Source organism: Bilifractor porci, assembly GCF_009696005.1.
Lineage (GTDB): Bacteria > Bacillota > Clostridia > Lachnospirales > Lachnospiraceae > Bilifractor > Bilifractor porci.
Genome location: NZ_VUMV01000004.1, coordinates 127,723 through 146,747, shown reverse-complemented (window position 1 = coordinate 146,747; position 19,025 = coordinate 127,723). Strand labels below are relative to the sequence as shown.

Here is a 19,025-nt window from a genome sequence, read left to right as displayed (position 1 = left end):
GGAAAAACGAAAGACTGTAAGCGTGGAACAGGCACCCGCCTGTTCCGGGCAAGTGGGTTATAGAAGGAGGCCATATCATGGCAAGACGTAAAATTATTGCCGGCAACTGGAAAATGAACAAGACACCGAGCGAGGCAAAGGAGCTGGTGGAGCTTCTGAAGCCGCTCGTAAACAATCCGGATGTGGATGTTGTGTACTGCGTTCCCGCTGTTGATATTACCACCGTTGTAGAAGCGGTAAAGGGAACAAACGTAGCGGTAGGCGCGGAGAACATTTCCGATCAGGACAAGGGCGCGTACACGGGAGAAATCTCTGGAGACATGCTGGTGGACGCCGGAGTGAAATATGTTATCATCGGACACTCCGAGAGACGCGGATATTACAGTGAGGATGACGCTTTCCTGAACAGAAAAGTGAAAAAAGCCTTTGAGAAGGGCCTTACCCCGATTCTCTGCTGCGGCGAGTCTCTGGAGCAGCGGGAGACCGGTGTGACCATGGACTGGATCCGCCTTCAGATTAAGTCCGATCTGCAGGGAGTTACCGCGGAGCAGGCAAAGACCATGGTGATTGCCTACGAGCCGATCTGGGCGATCGGCACCGGAAAAACCGCGACTGCTGATCAGGCCGAGGAGGTCTGCAAGGGCATCCGCGATACCATCGCAGAGATCTATGATACCGATACCGCAGAGAAAATCCGCATCCAGTACGGCGGTTCCATGAACGCGGGAAACTGCAAAGAGCTTCTGGCTAAGCCGGATATCGACGGCGGACTGATCGGCGGCGCTTCCCTGAAAGCCGATTTCGGCCAGATTGTTAATTACAACAAGTAAGCCGGTCTCACGTCCGGGTTGCACAGAACTCCGGAAAACCGGGACTATGCATCTCACCGGTCTCCGGAGGAAAATAAATGAAAAACAGGAATGTCTTTCGCTTTGTGCCTTGACGTTCCTGCTTTTCATGTTAAAATAATTCTGCATGCATACTTAATATTTATCACGTAATACCTATTATTTATTACACAACAGTTTAGGAGGAATTTGTAGAATGGCTAGAAAATGGGTCTATCTGTTCACAGAGGGCAACAAGGATATGCGCGAGCTGCTCGGCGGCAAGGGCGCAAACCTTGCGGAGATGACCAACCTGGGTCTTCCCGTTCCGCAGGGCTTCACCATTACCACTGAGGCCTGCACACAGTACTATGAGGATGGAAGGCAGATCAACGATGAGATCAGAGGCCAGATTGCAGAGTACATCGGCAAAATGGAAGAGATCACCGGCAAGAAATTTGCTTCCAAGGAGAATCCGCTTCTGGTTTCTGTCCGTTCCGGCGCACGTGCTTCTATGCCTGGCATGATGGATACCATTCTGAACCTCGGACTGAACGAAGAGGTAGTGGAAACTCTGGCGGCAAAATCCAACAATCCGCGCTGGGCATGGGACTGCTACAGAAGATTCATCCAGATGTTCTCCGATGTCGTTATGGAAGTTTCCAAGAGCGAATTTGAGAAGCTGATTGACGCAAAGAAAGCAGAAAAAGGCGTTCAGAACGACGTAGATCTGGATGCGGAGGATCTGAAGGATCTGGCAAACCAGTTCAAGGCAAAATATAAAGACGCGATCGGAAAGGACTTCCCGGACGATCCGAAGGTACAGCTGATCGAGGCTGTAAAGGCTGTATTCCGCAGCTGGGATAATCCGCGCGCAAACGTTTATCGCCGCGACAATGATATCCCGTATTCCTGGGGAACTGCCGTTAACGTACAGATGATGGCATTCGGTAATATGGGACCGACATCCGGATCCGGTGTTGCGTTTACCCGTGATCCTGCAACCGGAGAGAACAAGTTCTACGCAGAGGTTCTGATGAACGCACAGGGCGAGGACGTCGTTTCCGGTGTCCGCACACCTATGAAGATCGAGGAGATCAAGAAGACTCTTCCGGAGATCTACGATGAGCTGATCGACATCGCCAACAAGCTGGAAGATCACTACAGAGATATGCAGGACATGGAGTTCACCATCGAGGATGGAAAACTCTATATGCTGCAGTGCCGTAATGGCAAGAGAACTGCAAAGGCAGCTCTGAAGATCGCTCACGACATGGTAAATGAGGGAATGATCGACAAGAAGCAGGCTGTTCTCTCCGTAGAGCCCAGAAACCTGGATACACTGCTTCACGGATCCTTCTCCAAGGATACTGTTAAGAAGGCAACCCAGGTCGGCAAGGGACTTCCGGCTGCTCCGGGCGCCGCATGCGGAAAAATTGTATTTACGGCAGAAGAGGCAAAGAAGCAGGCGCAGAACGGCGAGAAGGTAGTGCTTGTCCGCCGTGAGACCTCTCCGGAAGATATTGAGGGAATGAAGGCTGCCCAGGGTATCCTGACCGCCCGCGGCGGTATGACCAGCCACGCGGCTGTTGTTGCCCGTGGAATGGGCGCATGCTGCGTAGCAGGCTGCTCCGACATCGTATTTGCAGAGGATGAGAAATCCTTTACTCTTGGCGGAAAGACCTACAAAGAGGGAGATGTCATTTCCTTCGACGGGTCTACCGGAAACATCTATGACGGAGCTCTTCCGGTTCAGGAAGGTGCTGTAGAGGATGACGATTTCGCTGCCATCATGGAGTGGGCAGATGAGATCCGCACCATGCAGGTCCGCACCAACGCGGATACACCGACAGACGCAAAGAAAGCAAGAGAGCTTGGCGCACAGGGAATCGGCCTTTGCCGTACCGAGCATATGTTCTTCTCCGGAAACAGAATTGACGCTTTCCGCGAGATGATCGTTTCCGATACCAAGGAAGAGAGAGAGGCAGCTCTGGATAAGATCCTTCCGCTGCAGCAGGGAGACTTCGAGCAGCTGTTCGAGGCAATGGAAGGAGATCCGGTAACCATCCGTTTCCTGGATCCGCCGCTTCATGAGTTCGTTCCGAAGGATGAGGAAGATATCGAGAAGCTTGCCAAGGCAAAGGGCAAGACAGTAGAACAGGTTAAGGGAATTATCGCCGGCCTGAAGGAAGCAAACCCGATGATGGGTCATCGTGGATGCCGTCTGCCGATTACCTATCCGGAAATCGCAGTTATGCAGACCAAGGCTGTCATCCGTGCGGCTCTGAACGTACAGAAGAAGCATCCGGACTGGACCATTGTTCCGGAGCTGGAGGTTCCGCTGGTTGGAATCGACAAAGAGATGGCATTCGTTAAGAACATCATCGTGGAGACCGCGGACGCAGAGCTGAAAGCTGCCGGTTCCGATATGAAGTATAAGGTCGGAACCATGATCGAGATTCCGAGAGCTGCCATCACAGCAGATGAGATCGCGAAGGAGGCAGAGTTCTTCTGCTTCGGAACCAACGATCTGACCCAGATGACATTCGGATTCTCCCGTGACGACGCAGGAAAATTCCTGGATGCTTACTACGATAAGAAGATTCTTGAGAACGATCCGTTTGCAAAGCTGGATCAGGATGGAGTCGGCAAGCTGATGAAGCTGGCTGTTAAGCTGGGACATGAGACACGTCCGGACATCTCCATCGGAATCTGCGGAGAGCACGGCGGAGATCCGTCCTCGGTAGAGTTCTGCAACAGCATCGGGCTTGACTATGTATCCTGCTCGCCGTATCGTGTGCCGATCGCACGCCTTGCCGCGGCTCAGGCTGCTATCAAACAAAGTAGGAAATAAATTTGTCCAACGGGTCGCTGTATTTTTGCGGTTCGGATCCGGAAAAAATCCGCCGGACTGAGAACACGGTGTCCGGAAGGAAGCTTGCTGGTGAGCAATAACTGAATATTTTTATACCTGCTGGGGGAGCTGCTGCTGAGAGTGCAGTTTCTGATGCCTGTCTGTATCTATTCTCTGTCCCGGAAAACGGAAGGAACCGCATCTGACTGCGGCGCCGGTTTCCGGAAGAAGAGAGACAGAAGAAGGAAACTGCTGACCCTTAATACCTGATCTGGATAATTCCAGCGAAGGGAAGTAACTGTATTTTGTGTGCGAAAATCCTCCTGTAACCCAGGAGGATTTTTACTGTATAAGTCCAGTCGCAATGTTCTTGCCCCATGGGGAGCTTGCTCACCAATGGGCAAGAACATTAGCGACGACAACAGGTATGAGCATGGAGTGACGTGTAAGCGGCACGGAAATGCGAATACCTGTTAGCGATGCGAGAACTGCTGAAAGCAGCGGAGCAGCGCGGAGGACTTATATAGTACCTGGCGATGCAAAAGAGCTGCGAAAAGAAGAGGTTTAGGATGAATAGTAAGAAACATGTGGATTACGGGGAAAAGCTGACCTGCTCAATCTCTGCCGATCACACACTGACAGGATGCCGTTTCAGCCTTGCGCCTATGAGTGACCGGTTTATTGACATTATTCTGGGAGCTGTTAAGAAAACGGATACTTCCAAGGTCTGGTCGGATACGGATGAACTGTCAACCATTTATCGGGGCAGAAGAATACATGTGTGGGACGCGCTGAAGGCCTGTTTTATCAACGCTTACACAGAAGGCGTCCATATGACAATGGAGGCGACGGTGTCAAAGGGCTGCCCGGGCGATACGCTGGCGGATTCCTACATGGCGCTGGATGACAATCTGGTAAACGAATCCTTTATTGCCGACATACACTTTCCGACGGTGGTAAAATTCGCCCTCTACCCGATGGGGATTCCGGATTATATGAGATACATTGCGGATGTGGTAAATCGTTCCATTGATCTGGGAATCTACGACAGGACCGCGCACTACGTAACGGTCCTGAAGGGAGATGTACAGGATATTTTCTCATTCCTGGAGGAAGCATCCGCATACTGCGAGGACGCTGTCAGCCATTATATTATGGAGATTACATTTGCGGTAAATCTGTCGGAGGAGCAGGCACTGTAATTGCCTTATCGATGGGTGTCATAGGCGTCTGTCACCACCCATTTATAATAACGCGTGGTTTCGGAGCTTTGCAGTCCCACCACGCGGCTCTATCCGGCATTTTCGTAACGCTTACGCACCACAAAAGCGCCTCATTTAGGACATGTAAATGTCTCCTTTACCACCTGCATGCAGACATGCGTGGTGCCGGACTTTTGACACGGTAGGGATTAAAGACAGAAAACAGAGATTGGAGAGGGAGAAAATGGAGAAAAACGAAAAAATGGCTGCTGCCGGAAGCGCGGCGGCGGATGAGGTGGAAACGCCGGTTAAGAATGGAAATGCAGATGTGAAGAAGAAAGAGGGATGGAAGCTGAAGGATATCCTGATGGTCGCCATTGTGGGAGTCCTTTTTTCCTTTGTATATCTGGGCATGGATTATCTGGGACTTTTTCTGACTACAGCGCTCACCCCAAGCGGCTGGGGAGCAATCGGCTATGAGCCCATCTTCGGCGTATGGTATATGGCGGCGGCTTTTGCCGTCTATGTTATTCAGAAACCCGGAGTGGGCATTGTTGCGGAATTGATTGCGTCCGTGCTGGAAGTGCTGATGGGAAACTGGTTTGGTCCCATGGTAATTCTGAGCGGGCTTGTCCAGGGATTCAGCATTGAACTTGGCTTTATGGTTTTCCGGTACAAAAAATATGATCTGAAGAGCCTGCTCCTGGGCGCTACCTTTGCGGCGCTGATCGGCTATGCCTGGAATACCGTGCGTTCCCAGTATTATCTGCTGGCTCCAAATATAATCATTACCATGATTGTGATCCGCTGGATCAGCGCGCTGATCTTTTCCGGCTTTATCACAAAGCTTCTGGCGGACGGACTGGCAAAAGCAGGCGTACTGAATGCCTACGCGCTGGGACAGACAAACAGACAGGATATGGATGAGGAAGTGGAAATTGGACGCGCTGACCGCTGATCATGTATCCTTCCGGTATTTCCCCCAGAATAAGAGGAATATCCTGGATCATGTGAATTTTCATCTGGAAGCCGGAAAAATTACGATCCTGACGGGAAGAAGCGGATGCGGAAAAAGTACGCTGGCGGCAGTGCTTGCCGGCCTGTATCCGGAAAACGGCGGAGTTCTGGAAGAAGGCCAGATCCGCCTGATGGGCAGAGAACTTCGTGAGCTGTCTTTTCCGCAGAGGGCACGTCAGATGACCATGATGTTCCAGAACCCGGACCTGCAGTTCTGCATGGATACTCTGCGCAGGGAGATGGCTTTCTGTCTGGAGAATATATCCTGCCCCAGAGAAGAAATGGACGGGCGGATTTTCTCGGCAGCCGAAAAACTTCATATGACAGAGTATCTGGATCGTGAACTCCATACCCTGTCCGGGGGAGAAAAGCAGAAGGCACAGCTGGCATGCATACTCCTTCTGGGAAGCCGCATTCTGATCCTGGATGAACCCTTTGCAAATATCGACCCGGAGTGGACAGGCCGGATTCTTGCCATCCTGAAGGGATGGAATGAGAAATACGGAACGACCATCCTTGCGGTAGAACATGACCTGGAACCCTGGCTGAGCTGTCTGGACCAGGTTGTGATCATGGAGAGCGGGGGCAGAATGCATGAAGGAATTACCGCAGACAATCTGAAGGACTATCATGCCCTGTTTGAACAGGAAGGCCTGAAGTGGCCGTTTTCGGATAGAAAGCCGAAGGATGCGCAGAAACCGGGGCAGGCGGTAATCCGCTTAAATCACACGAATATTTTTGCCGGAAATAAACCGGCGCTTCTCCGGAAGAGAGAAGGACAGCAAGATCTGATCAGAGATGCGGCCTGCGAGATCTACGGCGGAAGAATGACAGCGCTGCTGGGCGCATCGGGAAGCGGAAAAACAACACTTTTCCGCACCCTGCTCCGGCAGCAGGCATACGAGGGCTCTATCCTCCTGCGCGGCAGGGAACTGAAAACAGTAAAGGAAAAGGAACTATTCTCACAGATGGGCATTGTCTTTCAGAATCCATCCAACCAGTTTGTGACAAATAATGTTCTGGATGAGATCAAGGCGGGGCTGCAGGAACAGCAGAAGAGAGCCGGAGAAAACAATCGGAAGTCGGAAGAAAGAATCCGGAAGGAAACAAAATCGGATAAGTGGAAAAACAGTCCGGAATCCTCTCGGCAGAACGAAGCATTGGAAAGAGAAGCCAGACGCCTGCTGGCAGAATTCCATCTGGAGAAGTATGTGAAGTATTCCCCGTATATGCTCAGTCAGGGACAGCAGAGGAGGCTGGCCGTACTGGCCGTGCTGGCCGGGGACCAGAAGATTCTGCTGCTTGACGAGCCGACCTATGGGCAGGACTACGCCATGACACAGGAAATCATGGGGCTGCTTCGGAAGAAGGTAAAAGAAGAAGGCCTTACTGTTATCTTCTCCAGCCATGACATCAGCGTGGTACGGGAATGGGCAGATCATATCCTGAGGATCGAAAACGGCAGACTGGTGAGCGTGGAAACAGACAGCAGCGCGGGAGATTGCGCTAGCGCCTCCGTGCGTCTGTCGGCGTTCGCCTCTACGATAGAAAATGCGCCGGGGACTCCTGGCGCGGATTCGGAACTTTCCGGCTGCAGGGCAGGGGAACAAAAAGAAAAAAGCACGGAGGATCAGGAATAATGAACAGATGGAATCCATTCTATAAGGCGCTGGCAATCTTAATTGCCGGAGTTCTCCTGTCTTTCAGTTATTCTGTCCTCCTGAATCTCCTCTTGTTTGCCGTATGCATGGCACTGATCCTGTCCTTTCCTCAAAAAAGCAGGAAACAGCTTGCCTGGATCATGATACCGGTGTCTATTGCCGCAGTTTCTTTATTTATGACCGGATTCCTGCATCCGGCCTCCGGGACCGGTACAGAAGAAGCAGCAAAGGCTGCCGGAACCACCTTCAGCAGCTATAATTTCTCTGCGATGACTGCCGCCGCCGGCTCGTTATACAATGCCCTGCAGCTTGCCAGCAGGGTACTTGGCTTTGCCGGCCTCGGCCTTCTGTTTGCGTTTACCACGGACGGGGAAGAATTTATCCTCAGCCTGATGCAGCAGGGTCATGTAAAACCCAAATTCGCCTATGGGATTCTGGCAGCCTTTCATCTGATGCCCGATATCAAACGGGAGTACAGTGCCGCAAAACTGGCGTACAGGGTCAGGGGGATCCGTCTGCCTGTTTTTTCGCTGAAACCCCTATTCGCCTCTATGGTCAACTGTATCCATTGGTCGGAAAATCTGGCCATGGCCATGGAATCAAAGGGCTTCGACGGGGATGGAGGACGAACCGCTTATCGTGAAATTCAGTCCGGCAGAGGAGACCTCCTGCGCGCGGTGATTCTAATTGGGGGCGTCGCCGCCGGGATGGTGCTTTTCCCCTTCTGATGGTTCCGGGAAAGGTGCGGACGGTTAAAACCATGATACACCTATAAAAAGGGTCTGCCTGAATTCTTCATGCGGGAGAATCACAACAAAGCTGAGGGAAGCTGTATGGGGTTGAACTTGTATTCTTCATGCGGGGGAAAAAAGTCCTGAAGATATATCAGGAAGTCGGATTTAAAGCTGTATTCTGTATGCAGGAGAATAAAGAAAATCTGTGCTGCTCAGGTAAACACCAGGTTAAGTCTTCGGAAAACAGAAGGATGGCTGGTGACAGGGAAAGAACACCTGTGATATGCTGAATCTGTAGGATACAGGAAAATACAGAAGGGCAGGGAACGCGGATGAAACTGGAACTGAGGGAGCTGTGCAAGAACTTCGGAACACATCAGGTGCTGAAGGGAGTCAGCCTGAAGGCGGAAAGCGGCACTGCGGTCGGGCTGCTGGGAAGAAATGGTGCCGGAAAGACAACAACACTTCGTATTCTGATGAATGTGTTTCCGGCAGACAGCGGAGAGATCCTGCTGGATGGAAAGCCGATCGACTATCAAAAGACAGGCATCGGCTATCTGCCGGAGGAGCGCGGTCTGTACCCGAAAAAGATCATCCGTGACCAGCTGATATATTTCGCGGAATTAAAAGGAATGAGCCGCTCCGATGCCGCGGCGGCCGTTGACCGGTGGCTGGAACGTCTGGATATGAAGGAATACAGCGGGAAAAAACTGGATTCTCTATCCAAGGGAAATCAGCAGAAAATCCAGCTGATTACCGCAGTAGCCCACGATCCGGATATTGTGATCCTGGACGAGCCGTTTTCCGGCCTGGATCCGGTGAGCGCAGAGCTGCTTAAAGAAGTTGTGCGGGAGGAAATGCGGCTGGGAAAAATTATTCTGTTTTCCAGTCATCAGATGAATTACATTGAGGAATTCTGCAATGAGATTGCCATTCTCAATGGAGGAAACATAGTCCTGGAAGGAAACCTCCGGGAAATCAGACATCGTCATGCGGGAAATGCCCTCGTGGTGCGCTCGCCTGAGCAGGAAGAAATCTGCCGGTATTATAACGGGAGAGCCAGCCTGGCAGAAGACGGTTCCTTGCGGATCACACTTGCCGATCCCCGGGACAGGTATCGGGAGATGCGCCTGGTGACGGAAAAATGGGCGGTTGATGAGATACGGGTGTTCGAGCCGTCCCTGAATGATATTTTTGTGCAGTACACAAAGAATCAGATCTGACGGAGGTGGGCCATGAAACAGTTCAGGACAATTTTCAGCTTTGAACTCAGAAATTATTTCAAAAATAAATTTTTTGTGGGCACCACGGTATTTCTGATGATTTTGATTGCCGTTATAATGTTTTTTCCGAAAATATCCGGGCTTCTGAAAAGCGGGACGTCGGAGCAGAAGGATGCGCAGCAGATACTCCTTTATGCGGAGGATCCGGAAATGGAAAAGACTGCGGAAACTGCCTTTGCGCAGGCGTTTCCGGATTATCACGTCAGCCTGGCAGAAGGAGAAGAGGAGATTATCAGCCGGGTAAAGAGCGGCGCTGCCGACTGCGGCTTCTGGATTAAAAGCGACAGTGAGTATGTCTATTATGTAAACAATCGTACCATGTATGATTACAATACAGAGATCGCCGATGAGGTTCTGCGCGGCATAGCGCAGATGAGGGCGCTTACCGGCAGCGGGATGAGCATTGAGCAGGCAGGAAGCATTCTCTCTGTCCCGGTGAATCACACGGTGAAAACAATCGGAAAAGATCAGTCGCAGAATTTTTTCTATACCTATATTATGATTTTCGCCCTGTATATGGTTATTCTCCTTTACGGGCAGATGGTCAGCACCAGTGTTGCGACAGAAAAAAGCTCCCGTGCCATGGAACTTCTGATTACCAGCGCGGATCCGGTCAGCATGATGTTCGGAAAGGTAATTGCGGCCTGCCTGGCGGGGCTGATCCAGCTTCTCTGCATCTTCGGAACAGCATTTCTGCTCTTTAATATCACCAGGACGGATTGGCAGGACAATCGTATTGTTACCTCCATCTTTGACATGCCGCTTCATCTTCTGCTGTTTATGCTCCTGTTTTTCGCCCTCGGCTTTTTCATCTATGCGTTTTTATACGGCGCGGTGGGATCAACGGTCTCACGGCTGGAGGATATCAATACGGCAATCATGCCTATCACCTTTCTCTTTATCATCGCGTTTATTGTGGTTATGACGGCGATGGGAAGTGGGCAGGTGGATACGGTTCCCATGCTGGTCTGCTCCTTTATTCCGTTTACTTCACCGATGGCCATGTTTACACGCATAGCCATGAGTACCGTTCCGGCCTGGCAGGTCGCCGTTTCTGTGGGACTGCTGGGGATTTCTGTGATCGGAATCGGCGTACTTGCAGCCAGAATCTACCGCGTCGGCGTACTGCTGTACGGGACAGCGCCTAAACCGGCCGAGCTTCTGCGCATGATCAGAAAGGGCTGAAATCAGCGAGGCAGAGGAAAATCTGAAAAAGGGTGACACATTTTTTCGGATGGGTTATAATGGCGTGGAGCTTATAGAATGCCGGCGCTTCTCTGCGCCCGGCAAATCAATCATTGTAATCACCGAAAGGAATCGTACATGGATCAGAGCAATCAGGAAAAAGTCCTGGTCATAGACTTTGGCGGACAGTATAATCAGCTGGTCGCAAGGCGTGTCCGGGAATGCAATGTTTATTGTGAAATCTATTCCTATCGGACCTCCCTGGATGAAATCAGAAAAATGAATCCCAAAGGAATTATTCTGACCGGAGGGCCGAACAGTGTATACGAAAAAGGGGCGGCTTCTGCGCCCGCGGAGCTGTTTCACATGGGAATTCCGGTGCTGGGACTCTGCTACGGGGCGCAGCTGATGATGCATGTTCTCGGAGGAAAAGTGGAAAAAGCACCGGAACGGGAATATGGAAAGACAGAATTGATTCTTGACCGTCCGGATTCGGCGCTCTATCAGGGCATACCGGAGAAAAGTATTGTCTGGATGAGCCATAATGATTATATCACCAGTCTGGCAGATGGCTTTGAGGTTATCGCGCACACGGCAAACTGTCCCTACGCTGCTGTTCAGAATGTTGAGGCCGGGCTGTATGCGTTTCAGTATCATCCAGAAGTGCTCCATTCCCAGTACGGAACGGAGATGCTCAGGAACTTTGTTCTGCATGTCTGCGGGTGCAAGGGCACTTGGCGAATGGAGGATTTTGCAGAACAGACCATTTCGGAGCTCCGGGAAAAAATCGGTGACGGAAAAGTGCTCTGTGCGCTGTCCGGAGGAGTGGATTCCTCTGTAGCGGCAGTGCTTCTGTCTAAAGCCGTAGGGAAAAATCTGACTTGTGTATTTGTAGACCACGGCCTTCTGCGGAAGGACGAGGGTGATATGGTGTCCGCCGTATTCGGACCCGACGGACCCTACGACCTGAATTTTGTCCGCGTTGACGCTTCGGATTTGTTCTTCTCGAAATTGAAGGGAATTACGGAGCCGGAGCAGAAACGGAAAATCATCGGAGAAGAATTTATCCGCGTTTTTGAACAGGAAGCAAAGAAAATCGGAAAAGTGGATTATCTTGTGCAGGGAACCATCTATCCGGATGTCGTAGAAAGCGGTCTCGGAGGGGAATCCGCCAAGATCAAATCCCATCATAATGTAGGCGGCCTTCCGGACTATGTGGATTTTAAGGAAATCGTTGAGCCGCTCCGCTATCTGTTCAAGGATGAAGTGCGGAAGGTCGGCCTGCATCTTGGAATTCCGGAAAAGCTAGTCATGAGGCAGCCCTTCCCCGGTCCCGGACTGGGAATCCGCATTATCGGAGAAGTCACCCCGGAGAAGGTGAAAATCGTGCAGGAAGCAGATGCCATCTATCGGGAAGAGATGGACAAGGCCGGCATGAATAAAACTGTCGGTCAGTATTTTGCCGCACTGACAAATATGCGTTCCGTAGGTGTTATGGGTGACGAGAGAACCTATGACTATGCAATAGCGCTGCGTGCGGTAAACACCATTGACTTTATGACCGCGGATGCCGCAGAAATTCCGTATCCGGTGCTGAAAACCGTGACAAACCGGATTGTAAACGAAGTAAACCATGTCAACCGGGTGTTCTATGATATCACATCAAAACCCCCGGGGACGATAGAATTCGAATAAATGTTAAAAGTCCGGAAACCAGCATAAACACTGGGCTTCCGGGCTTTTTCTATGTCTCGTGAGTACATTTTGAGTACACTTTTCAAAATTATTCCGTTTCAGAGTCGGCATCATCGCCGTGATCACAGGTCTTATCCAGTTTCTTCTGAGACGCCTGCAGGTCAAGCTCGATCTGCTCCAGCATCTCTTGAAAATCATCAGCGACATAATTTTTATCTTCAGAAGAATTTCCTTTTGTCAGCAGTTCCTGATCCTTCAGATATCCTTCACGGTATAAACCTTCCCAACGAATAAAATCAGACAGGACAGATGAATCTGTCACTTTTAGTGCTGGCAGCATATTCCTATTCTCATCTTCCTGACCCACCACAGCAAAATACTGCGAGAGTACCGGGGTCAGGCGGATGCAGCACTGCTCTTCTTTGAAGGCACCATATCTGTCTTTCGGACCATCAACCTGAATCAGTCCGGCTTTATAGGCAGTCATCAATAATCCCATCAGATCTCCGCGTGTTTCCAGACGGAAAGCGCTCTGATCCATTCCATAGATCGCACTGAAGTTCACGTTCAATGCAGCTGCAATCTTCTCGACCTGAGGAGGGAGCGGCTGCATTTTATTTGTCTCGTATTTCCGGATGGAGACAGGATGGATTCCTGTCAATTCTGCAAGTTCTCCCTGTGTAATACCCCGCTGTTTGCGGAAATATTTTATTTTTTCGCCGATTGTCATCGTATGCAATTCCCTTCTTCTCTTTGTATTCCGTACAGATGCCTGGTCCATATAGGATCGGGAGATATCTATCACTACATAAAACATATCACAAACATAGCGACTTGGCTACAAAATTTCCGCAAAGGCATTGACGTAGCGAGAACGCTACAATATAATAAATGTAGCGATAGGGCTACATAACAACAGAAGGAGGAAACACATGAGATCGGAAATGAATTTTGTGACAGCGGAACAGCTCGCAGAGATGATGGGGGGTTCCAAAGGGCATGCCTACAAGATTATTCACGTGCTGAATGAGGAACTGCAGACCAAAGGATTCCTGACAGTATCCGGAAGAGTGCCCCGCAAGTATCTGGAAAAACGATGCTATGGAGTCGAGGAGGTGACCGCCTGATGAGACCTGAAAAAGACAAGAAGACAGGAAAATGGCTGATTCAATATCGCTATCGTGACTGGACGGGAAAACTCAGAAAGAGCATGAAGCGGGGATTTAACACGAGAAGGGAAGCCGAGGAATGGCTTCGGAATTTCCTGCTGAAGCAGCAGAGCGATTTCGATATGAGGTTTAAGGACTTCGTGGATCTGTACTTCAAGGATATGGAAGCGCGGCTCAGGGAGCACACCATGATTAATAAGCACTACATCATGGATGACAAGGTGCTTCCGTATTTCGGAGAAAAGAAAATGAATGAGATAACCCCGGCTGATATTCGCAAATGGCAGACGGAACTCATCAACAAGGGATATTCCAAGACGTATCTGAAGACCATCAATAATCAGCTCAGCGCAATTTTCAATTTCGCGGTTCGCTATTACGGACTGAAGAACAATCCGTGCAGGACCGCGGGCAGTATGGGAAAAAGCAAAGCTGATGAGATGAGCTTCTGGACCAAAGAGGAATTCAATGTATTTGCCGACTGCGTTATCGATAAGCGGGAATCCTGGCTGGCATTTCAGATCCTGTTCTGGACCGGGATGCGGATCGGGGAACTGCTGGCGCTGGAAATCAATGACGTGAACCTGCAGGCCAGAGTGATCTCTGTTACAAAATCCTATCAGTGTCTGAGAGGGAAAGACATTATTACGCCGCCCAAGACACCGAAAAGCATCCGTGACATCACGATTCCGGAATTTCTGACAGAGGATATCCGTGACTATCTGGAAGATCGTTATGAACCGGAACCGGATGAACCACTGATTCCTGTTACCAAGACCTTTCTGGAGAAGGAGCTGCAGCGCGGGATCAAGGCCAGCGGAGTCAAGAAGATCCGGATTCATGATTTGCGGCACAGCCACGCAAGTCTTCTGATTGAACTTGGTTTCTCACCAAAGGAGATTGCGGACCGTCTCGGACATGAAAAGATCGAAACAACACTGAATACATATTCCCATCTGTATCCCAACAAACAGGCAAAAATCGCGGAACGGCTTGATCGATTCGGCAGGGAGGACATATAAAAATGAGCTGCGAAAATAAGGACAGAAAAAGAAATCGGATTCTCAATTTTCGGGTTTCGGAAGAGGAACTTCGCCTGATTGATGCAAAGGTTGCAGTCAGCGGACTGGCCAAGGGTGATTACTTCATCAGGATGCTCTATGGAGAGACGGTTGTGATCCGCGCAGGCAAGTATCAGAGTGACCGTCTGGCTGTGGAACTGAAAAAACTCCGGACAACACTGGAGAAGGTATCGGATCTGGAAGAAATACGTGACGCAGTTGAAAGGTGCAGTGCTCTTGTGGAAGAAATGATCCGCATCAGTACCAAAACACCGGACAAGGATAATTCGCATGGGAAATCCTGAAAAAGCAAAAAGAACTGCCCCGAAATCAGCTGGTGGCACAGCTGAGGGGCGGTTCCTATCAATAATTGACAGTCACAGTATAGCGAACAGAAGAAGCGGCGACAATATTTTTCAGACAATAAAGAGCAAAGTAACCACAAGAGAGGCGGCAGAATTCTACGGGCTGAAGGTTGGAAGAAACGGGATGGCGTGCTGCCCGTTTCATCCGGATCGTAATCCAAGTCTAAAGGTGGATGAACGGTTTCACTGTTTCGGATGCGGAGCAGATGGCGATGTGATTGACTACGCGGCAAAGCTGTTTCATCTGACCAATATTGAGGCAGCCAGAAAACTTGCAGGGGATTTTGAAATTCACATATCAGAAAAAGCATTTCGGCCAATACGATCCCCGGCGGCAAAGCAAGGACAGACAGATTGCAGAGTCAATGAAAAATTCGAAAGGTGGCGGTCCTGGGCGATCAGTGTCATGAAGATGTATGTGAACAGTATGCAAGGTTGGAAGGAACGATTTGCCCCGAAATCCGAAGCGGAGGAGTGGAATCCGCTGTTCATGGAATCCCTCAGCAATCTCGACGCATATAACTATTTTCTGGACGTTCTCTGTTACGGATCCGAAGCGGAACAGAGAGCATTCTTTCTTGAAATGAAGGAGGTCATTAGAAATCTTGACAGACGAGAACAAAAATGGAACAGAGAATCTGCAGCTCGAAGACCTGCTTGATCAGGAGTTGCAGAATGCAGGGAAACTATCCGTGGAAGATGTCGTAAAGGAACTGGAACAGACCGAAAAGGGACAGACGAGACAGTCCATTCAGAACTGTGTGACGGTGCTTCAGAAGGATCCGGTCCTTGCTGGCAGTATCCGCCGGAACGAGCTGACCGACAAGACAGAGATCGTAAAGGATGTCGGCTGGAAACGCCGGGGAGAAGCAATCACAGATACAGATGTCAATCAGATCCGGCTTTATATGGAAAATCATTACGGACTGACGAGAGAAAAGCAGATACGTGCTGCACTGGACATTGTCAGCAGTGAGAATTCCTTTCATCCGATCCGGGACTATCTGAACACGCTGGTGTGGGATGGTGTGGAACGAATCCGCCATCTGCTTCCGAAGTATCTCGGTGCAGAGGAAAGCGATTACGTCTATGAAATGACAAAGCTGATGATGCTCGGAGCGATCAGCAGAGCATTTCGTCCCGGCTGTAAATTTGAAATCATGTTGTGTCTCGTCGGCGGACAGGGAGCTGGCAAATCAACGCTTCTTAGATTCCTGGCGATCCGTGACGAATGGTTCACCGATGATCTTCGGAGACTGGATGATGACAATGTCTATCGGAAAATGCAGGGCCACTGGTTCATCGAGATGGCGGAAATGCTGGCGACAACCAGTGCCAAGAGCATTGAACTCATTAAATCATTCCTGAGCCGCACAAAAGAAACGTACAAGATTCCGTATGAGGTTCATCCGGAAGACCGGCCGCGGCAGTGTGTCTTTCTTGGGACATCCAACAACGTGAATTTCCTGCCGTACGACAAGACAGGGAATCGGCGATTTGCCCCGGTGCAGATTGATGCGAGTCGTGCAGAACATCATCCGCTCGAAAATGAGCAGGAATGCCGTCAGTATATTATCGACTGCTGGGCAGAGGCAATGTTCATCTATCGAAGTGGGAATTTCAAGCTGACGTTCCCGAAAGAGATGGAGGAAACAGTCAGGGCAATGCAGACCGAATATATGCCGGACGATTCCACATTCGGTGTGATTCAGCATTTTCTTGACACATTCAGCGGAAACGAAGTGTGTGCCATTCAGATCTATGAAGAGGCATTTGGCCAGACGTATGATCCGAGAAACCGTAGCGTTCTGCAGCCAATTTCCAATACGATGAATGCAGGTATGCCGGGCTGGAGCACGAAAACAAAATCCCACAGATTTGCGAGCTATGGGACACAGAGAGCATGGATCAGACTGACAGATGAAGAAGGATTCATGCAGGTGCCGGATAATGCAGACATCCCTTTCTGAGAGACGATGAAATTGTAAACGGGTAAACGTAAACGAGATAAAAAAGATGTTGTATATCTCGTTTACAGTTTACGTTTACAAATCTGATTGAAGAAGCAGACGAACGGGTGCAAAGAAAAAAGCAGTGCCGGAAACGGCAATCAGAAATCAAAATTCACGCCATATACGGCGATAACCCGGCGACAGCCGAAAGAAAAATCATGCAAGCTCAGATCAGAAACATTTCAAAACTCATTCAGGAAACAAATCAGAAGAGCCCTCGGCGACTGAGAGCGAAATACTCCCTTTGCACAAACCTGCGGTTTATGCAAAGGATTTCGTCCTTCGGAGGCCCTCCGGGGGCTCGCAACAGCGAGAGGGGAGAATTTCATGGCAAGACATTCCTTCATCAGGATGACAAAGCTGACTGACGTGCGGGGACGCGTGGACTATATCAGCAATCCGAAAAGACAGGAACATCTGTATGCAGTCTACAGCACAGTAAAGCCGGAGTTCTGGCAGTATCTGTCGGAACAGGCGCAGCACGACTTCTGGAAGAGCAATCAAAAGACGGGCAAGTGTATTGAGGGGCGGGAACTGATCATTGCCCTCCCGGAAAGCCTGCAGGAAAAGGATCCGGAGCTTCTGCTCCAGCTGTTTACAGAAACGTTCCGGCAGAAATACGGCGTGCAGTGCACAGCGGCACTTCACCACAATAAGGCAATGACCAACTATCACATCCACCTGGTCTTTGCGGACCGGGAAACGCTGGAGAAGACAGACGTGAAGCGGGCTGGAAGGAATATGTTTTTCGATGAAGCCGGCCGTCATGTGAGAACGAAGAAGGAAATCCTGGATGCGGAGGGCAATGTCAGGCCGGGGTGCCGGATCCTGGCAAAGGGCGAGATCTATGACATCAAGTGGTTCTCCGGAAGAAAGGACGTGTTCAAGAACCGGAACTTTCTCGATGATGTAAAGGTGATGTACACGGATCTGATCAACAAGGCCGTGGACCGAGAGGAAGATAAGCTCCGGCTCTTCGATGCATCCGGCCCCTATCTTGCCACAAAGAAGATCGGAAAAAACAATCCGAAAGAGGAGGAAATCCGCAGCGACAATCAGCTCCGGCAGGAATGGAATCAGACTGTAGATCAGGTTCTGATTGCTGGCGGCAGCCAGGAGGAAGTGACGGAGTTCAAGCAGGAGGAAGTCGTCCAGAAGGTATCGGAATCTGTGAAGACGCATGGTGTGCAGCCGGGGCTTCTGGCGGAGATTTTAAGGAGAGCCATCACAATACTAAAGGAATTTCTGGATCTTCTGATGCAGCCCGTAGGGAAAGAAGCAGATGCTTGCGGGATGAGGGAAAGCTCTGACACAACGGAATCTGTACTGCCGGGGAAACGGAAAGCTGAACGCCCGGATTCCCGTGAAGCGGAGTTTCGGTTCATGCGGATCGAATTGGTTCACCGGCAGCTCAATAAGACCAACCGCAAGCTCTATGCACTGCAGAAACAAAAAGAAACGGTCCAGCTGACGCTGGATCATACGCCGACATCCATCTTCCATCACAGAGAACGGAAGGATCTGCAGGAGCGGATCGATGGACTGGAGCGTCAGATCAGGTTATGTAGGAATCAGCTGTTTCTGATTGCGGATGCCAATGGATACAGGAGCGTTAAGGAAGCGGAGCAGGAATATCGGCTGGCAAAGAGGACGTTGGAGCAGGTTCGCAGGGCACAGGCGGAATGGGATGGAATCACAACGTCAGGAAAGAAAGAATGGGGGCTGCAGGAGCAGCGGAAGCAGGAGCAGAAACCGAGTATACTGAAGCAGCTTGCGGCAATGAAAACAGAAGTTTCGGGATGCGGCATGAACTATGCGGATAAGAAATCATCCAGAAAAGAGGTGAGCCTGTAGGCTAAACTGTCTGTGATAAGACGGTGCTCGTGGAAAGCGTATTCTAGCCGTGGGAAAAGCAAAGGAATAAGCAGCAATGACGCGCATAAACTGATTTATAGAAAGG

General features: G+C 50.3%; 16 protein-coding genes. 15 read left to right on the top strand and 1 reads right to left on the bottom strand.

The genetic code is table 11. The features are described from left to right. The first annotated feature begins 77 nt into the window (after window positions 1-77). The 9 genes from tpiA (at window position 78) to guaA (ending at window position 12,458) form a co-directional block, all read left to right on the top strand. The gene (gene tpiA, locus FYJ60_RS07200; RefSeq protein ID WP_154457990.1) at window positions 78-830 is read left to right on the top strand and encodes a triose-phosphate isomerase; all 753 of its coding nucleotides are present in this window, start codon (window positions 78-80) and stop codon (window positions 828-830) included. Between the two features lie 214 nt (window positions 831-1,044). Further along, window positions 1,045-3,681, top strand: a complete 2,637-nt coding sequence (ppdK, locus tag FYJ60_RS07195) for a pyruvate, phosphate dikinase (protein WP_154457989.1) — start codon at window positions 1,045-1,047, stop codon at window positions 3,679-3,681. A gap of 569 nt (window positions 3,682-4,250) precedes the next feature. Further along, window positions 4,251-4,883 carry a YkoF family thiamine/hydroxymethylpyrimidine-binding protein gene (locus tag FYJ60_RS07190; RefSeq protein WP_154457988.1) on the top strand — a complete coding sequence of 211 codons (633 nt, stop codon included), beginning with the start codon at window positions 4,251-4,253 and terminating at the stop codon, window positions 4,881-4,883. 244 nt (window positions 4,884-5,127) lie between these two features. Next, window positions 5,128-5,841: an ECF transporter S component gene (locus tag FYJ60_RS07185; RefSeq protein WP_235903359.1), complete on the top strand. Its 714-nt coding sequence runs from the start codon at window positions 5,128-5,130 to the stop codon at window positions 5,839-5,841. Beyond that, window positions 5,807-7,540 carry an ABC transporter ATP-binding protein gene (locus tag FYJ60_RS07180; protein ID WP_205839012.1) on the top strand — a complete coding sequence of 578 codons (1,734 nt, stop codon included), beginning with the start codon at window positions 5,807-5,809 and terminating at the stop codon, window positions 7,538-7,540. The genes FYJ60_RS07185 and FYJ60_RS07180 overlap by 35 nt, the downstream gene beginning before the upstream one ends. Beyond that, a complete protein-coding gene (locus FYJ60_RS07175) occupies window positions 7,540-8,289 on the top strand; it encodes an energy-coupling factor transporter transmembrane component T family protein (RefSeq protein WP_154457986.1) in 750 nt (249 codons plus the stop codon). The genes FYJ60_RS07180 and FYJ60_RS07175 overlap by 1 nt, the downstream gene beginning before the upstream one ends. A gap of 338 nt (window positions 8,290-8,627) precedes the next feature. Next, window positions 8,628-9,518, top strand: a complete 891-nt coding sequence (locus FYJ60_RS07170) for an ABC transporter ATP-binding protein (RefSeq protein WP_154457985.1) — start codon at window positions 8,628-8,630, stop codon at window positions 9,516-9,518. 12 nt (window positions 9,519-9,530) lie between these two features. Further along, a complete protein-coding gene (locus tag FYJ60_RS07165) occupies window positions 9,531-10,763 on the top strand; it encodes an ABC transporter permease (RefSeq protein ID WP_154457984.1) in 1,233 nt (410 codons plus the stop codon). A 138-nt stretch (window positions 10,764-10,901) separates the two neighbouring features. Next, on the top strand, window positions 10,902-12,458 hold the full coding sequence (guaA, locus tag FYJ60_RS07160; protein WP_154457983.1) for a glutamine-hydrolyzing GMP synthase: 1,557 nt from the start codon (window positions 10,902-10,904) through the stop codon (window positions 12,456-12,458). Between the two features lie 88 nt (window positions 12,459-12,546). On the opposite strand, the gene FYJ60_RS07155 is transcribed toward guaA, so the two are convergent. Further along, window positions 12,547-13,188: a helix-turn-helix domain-containing protein gene (locus tag FYJ60_RS07155; protein WP_154457982.1), complete on the bottom strand. Its 642-nt coding sequence runs from the start codon at window positions 13,186-13,188 to the stop codon at window positions 12,547-12,549. 202 nt (window positions 13,189-13,390) lie between these two features. Here FYJ60_RS07155 and FYJ60_RS07150 point away from each other — a divergent pair, with 202 nt between their 5' ends. From FYJ60_RS07150 to FYJ60_RS07125, 6 genes are all read left to right on the top strand, one after another. Beyond that, a complete protein-coding gene (locus FYJ60_RS07150; RefSeq protein WP_154457981.1) occupies window positions 13,391-13,585 on the top strand; it encodes an ICEBs1 excisionase in 195 nt (64 codons plus the stop codon). Then, window positions 13,585-14,649 (top strand): site-specific integrase, encoded by a 1,065-nt coding sequence (locus tag FYJ60_RS07145; protein ID WP_154457980.1) that lies wholly within the window; start codon window positions 13,585-13,587, stop codon window positions 14,647-14,649. The genes FYJ60_RS07150 and FYJ60_RS07145 overlap by 1 nt, the downstream gene beginning before the upstream one ends. A 2-nt stretch (window positions 14,650-14,651) precedes the next feature. Beyond that, on the top strand, window positions 14,652-14,993 hold the full coding sequence (locus FYJ60_RS07140; protein WP_154457979.1) for a plasmid mobilization protein: 342 nt from the start codon (window positions 14,652-14,654) through the stop codon (window positions 14,991-14,993). Next, window positions 14,980-15,714 carry a CHC2 zinc finger domain-containing protein gene (locus FYJ60_RS07135; RefSeq protein ID WP_154457978.1) on the top strand — a complete coding sequence of 245 codons (735 nt, stop codon included), beginning with the start codon at window positions 14,980-14,982 and terminating at the stop codon, window positions 15,712-15,714. The genes FYJ60_RS07140 and FYJ60_RS07135 overlap by 14 nt, the downstream gene beginning before the upstream one ends. A 7-nt stretch (window positions 15,715-15,721) precedes the next feature. Further along, a complete protein-coding gene (locus tag FYJ60_RS07130) occupies window positions 15,722-17,023 on the top strand; it encodes a virulence-associated E family protein (protein ID WP_334296180.1) in 1,302 nt (433 codons plus the stop codon). Between the two features lie 369 nt (window positions 17,024-17,392). Further along, window positions 17,393-18,919: a MobA/MobL family protein gene (locus FYJ60_RS07125; protein ID WP_154457977.1), complete on the top strand. Its 1,527-nt coding sequence runs from the start codon at window positions 17,393-17,395 to the stop codon at window positions 18,917-18,919. The last annotated feature ends 106 nt before the right edge of the window (window positions 18,920-19,025 follow it).

Bases quoted from the DNA above. Each gene is read 5' to 3' on its own strand.
- FYJ60_RS07125 (WP_154457977.1), top strand. From the start codon at position 17,393: ATGGCAAGACATTCCTTCATCAGGATGACAAAGCTGACTGACGTGCGG.
- FYJ60_RS07170 (WP_154457985.1), top strand. From the start codon at position 8,628: ATGAAACTGGAACTGAGGGAGCTGTGCAAGAACTTCGGAACACATCAG.
- FYJ60_RS07165 (WP_154457984.1), top strand. From the start codon at position 9,531: ATGAAACAGTTCAGGACAATTTTCAGCTTTGAACTCAGAAATTATTTC.
- tpiA (WP_154457990.1), top strand. From the start codon at position 78: ATGGCAAGACGTAAAATTATTGCCGGCAACTGGAAAATGAACAAGACA.
- FYJ60_RS07175 (WP_154457986.1), top strand. From the start codon at position 7,540: ATGAACAGATGGAATCCATTCTATAAGGCGCTGGCAATCTTAATTGCC.
- ppdK (WP_154457989.1), top strand. From the start codon at position 1,045: ATGGCTAGAAAATGGGTCTATCTGTTCACAGAGGGCAACAAGGATATG.
- FYJ60_RS07135 (WP_154457978.1), top strand. From the start codon at position 14,980: ATGGGAAATCCTGAAAAAGCAAAAAGAACTGCCCCGAAATCAGCTGGT.
- FYJ60_RS07185 (WP_235903359.1), top strand. From the start codon at position 5,128: ATGGAGAAAAACGAAAAAATGGCTGCTGCCGGAAGCGCGGCGGCGGAT.
- FYJ60_RS07180 (WP_205839012.1), top strand. From the start codon at position 5,807: ATGAGGAAGTGGAAATTGGACGCGCTGACCGCTGATCATGTATCCTTC.
- FYJ60_RS07155 (WP_154457982.1), bottom strand. From the start codon at position 13,188: ATGACAATCGGCGAAAAAATAAAATATTTCCGCAAACAGCGGGGTATT.
- FYJ60_RS07140 (WP_154457979.1), top strand. From the start codon at position 14,652: ATGAGCTGCGAAAATAAGGACAGAAAAAGAAATCGGATTCTCAATTTT.
- guaA (WP_154457983.1), top strand. From the start codon at position 10,902: ATGGATCAGAGCAATCAGGAAAAAGTCCTGGTCATAGACTTTGGCGGA.
- FYJ60_RS07145 (WP_154457980.1), top strand. From the start codon at position 13,585: ATGAGACCTGAAAAAGACAAGAAGACAGGAAAATGGCTGATTCAATAT.
- FYJ60_RS07150 (WP_154457981.1), top strand. From the start codon at position 13,391: ATGAGATCGGAAATGAATTTTGTGACAGCGGAACAGCTCGCAGAGATG.
- FYJ60_RS07190 (WP_154457988.1), top strand. From the start codon at position 4,251: ATGAATAGTAAGAAACATGTGGATTACGGGGAAAAGCTGACCTGCTCA.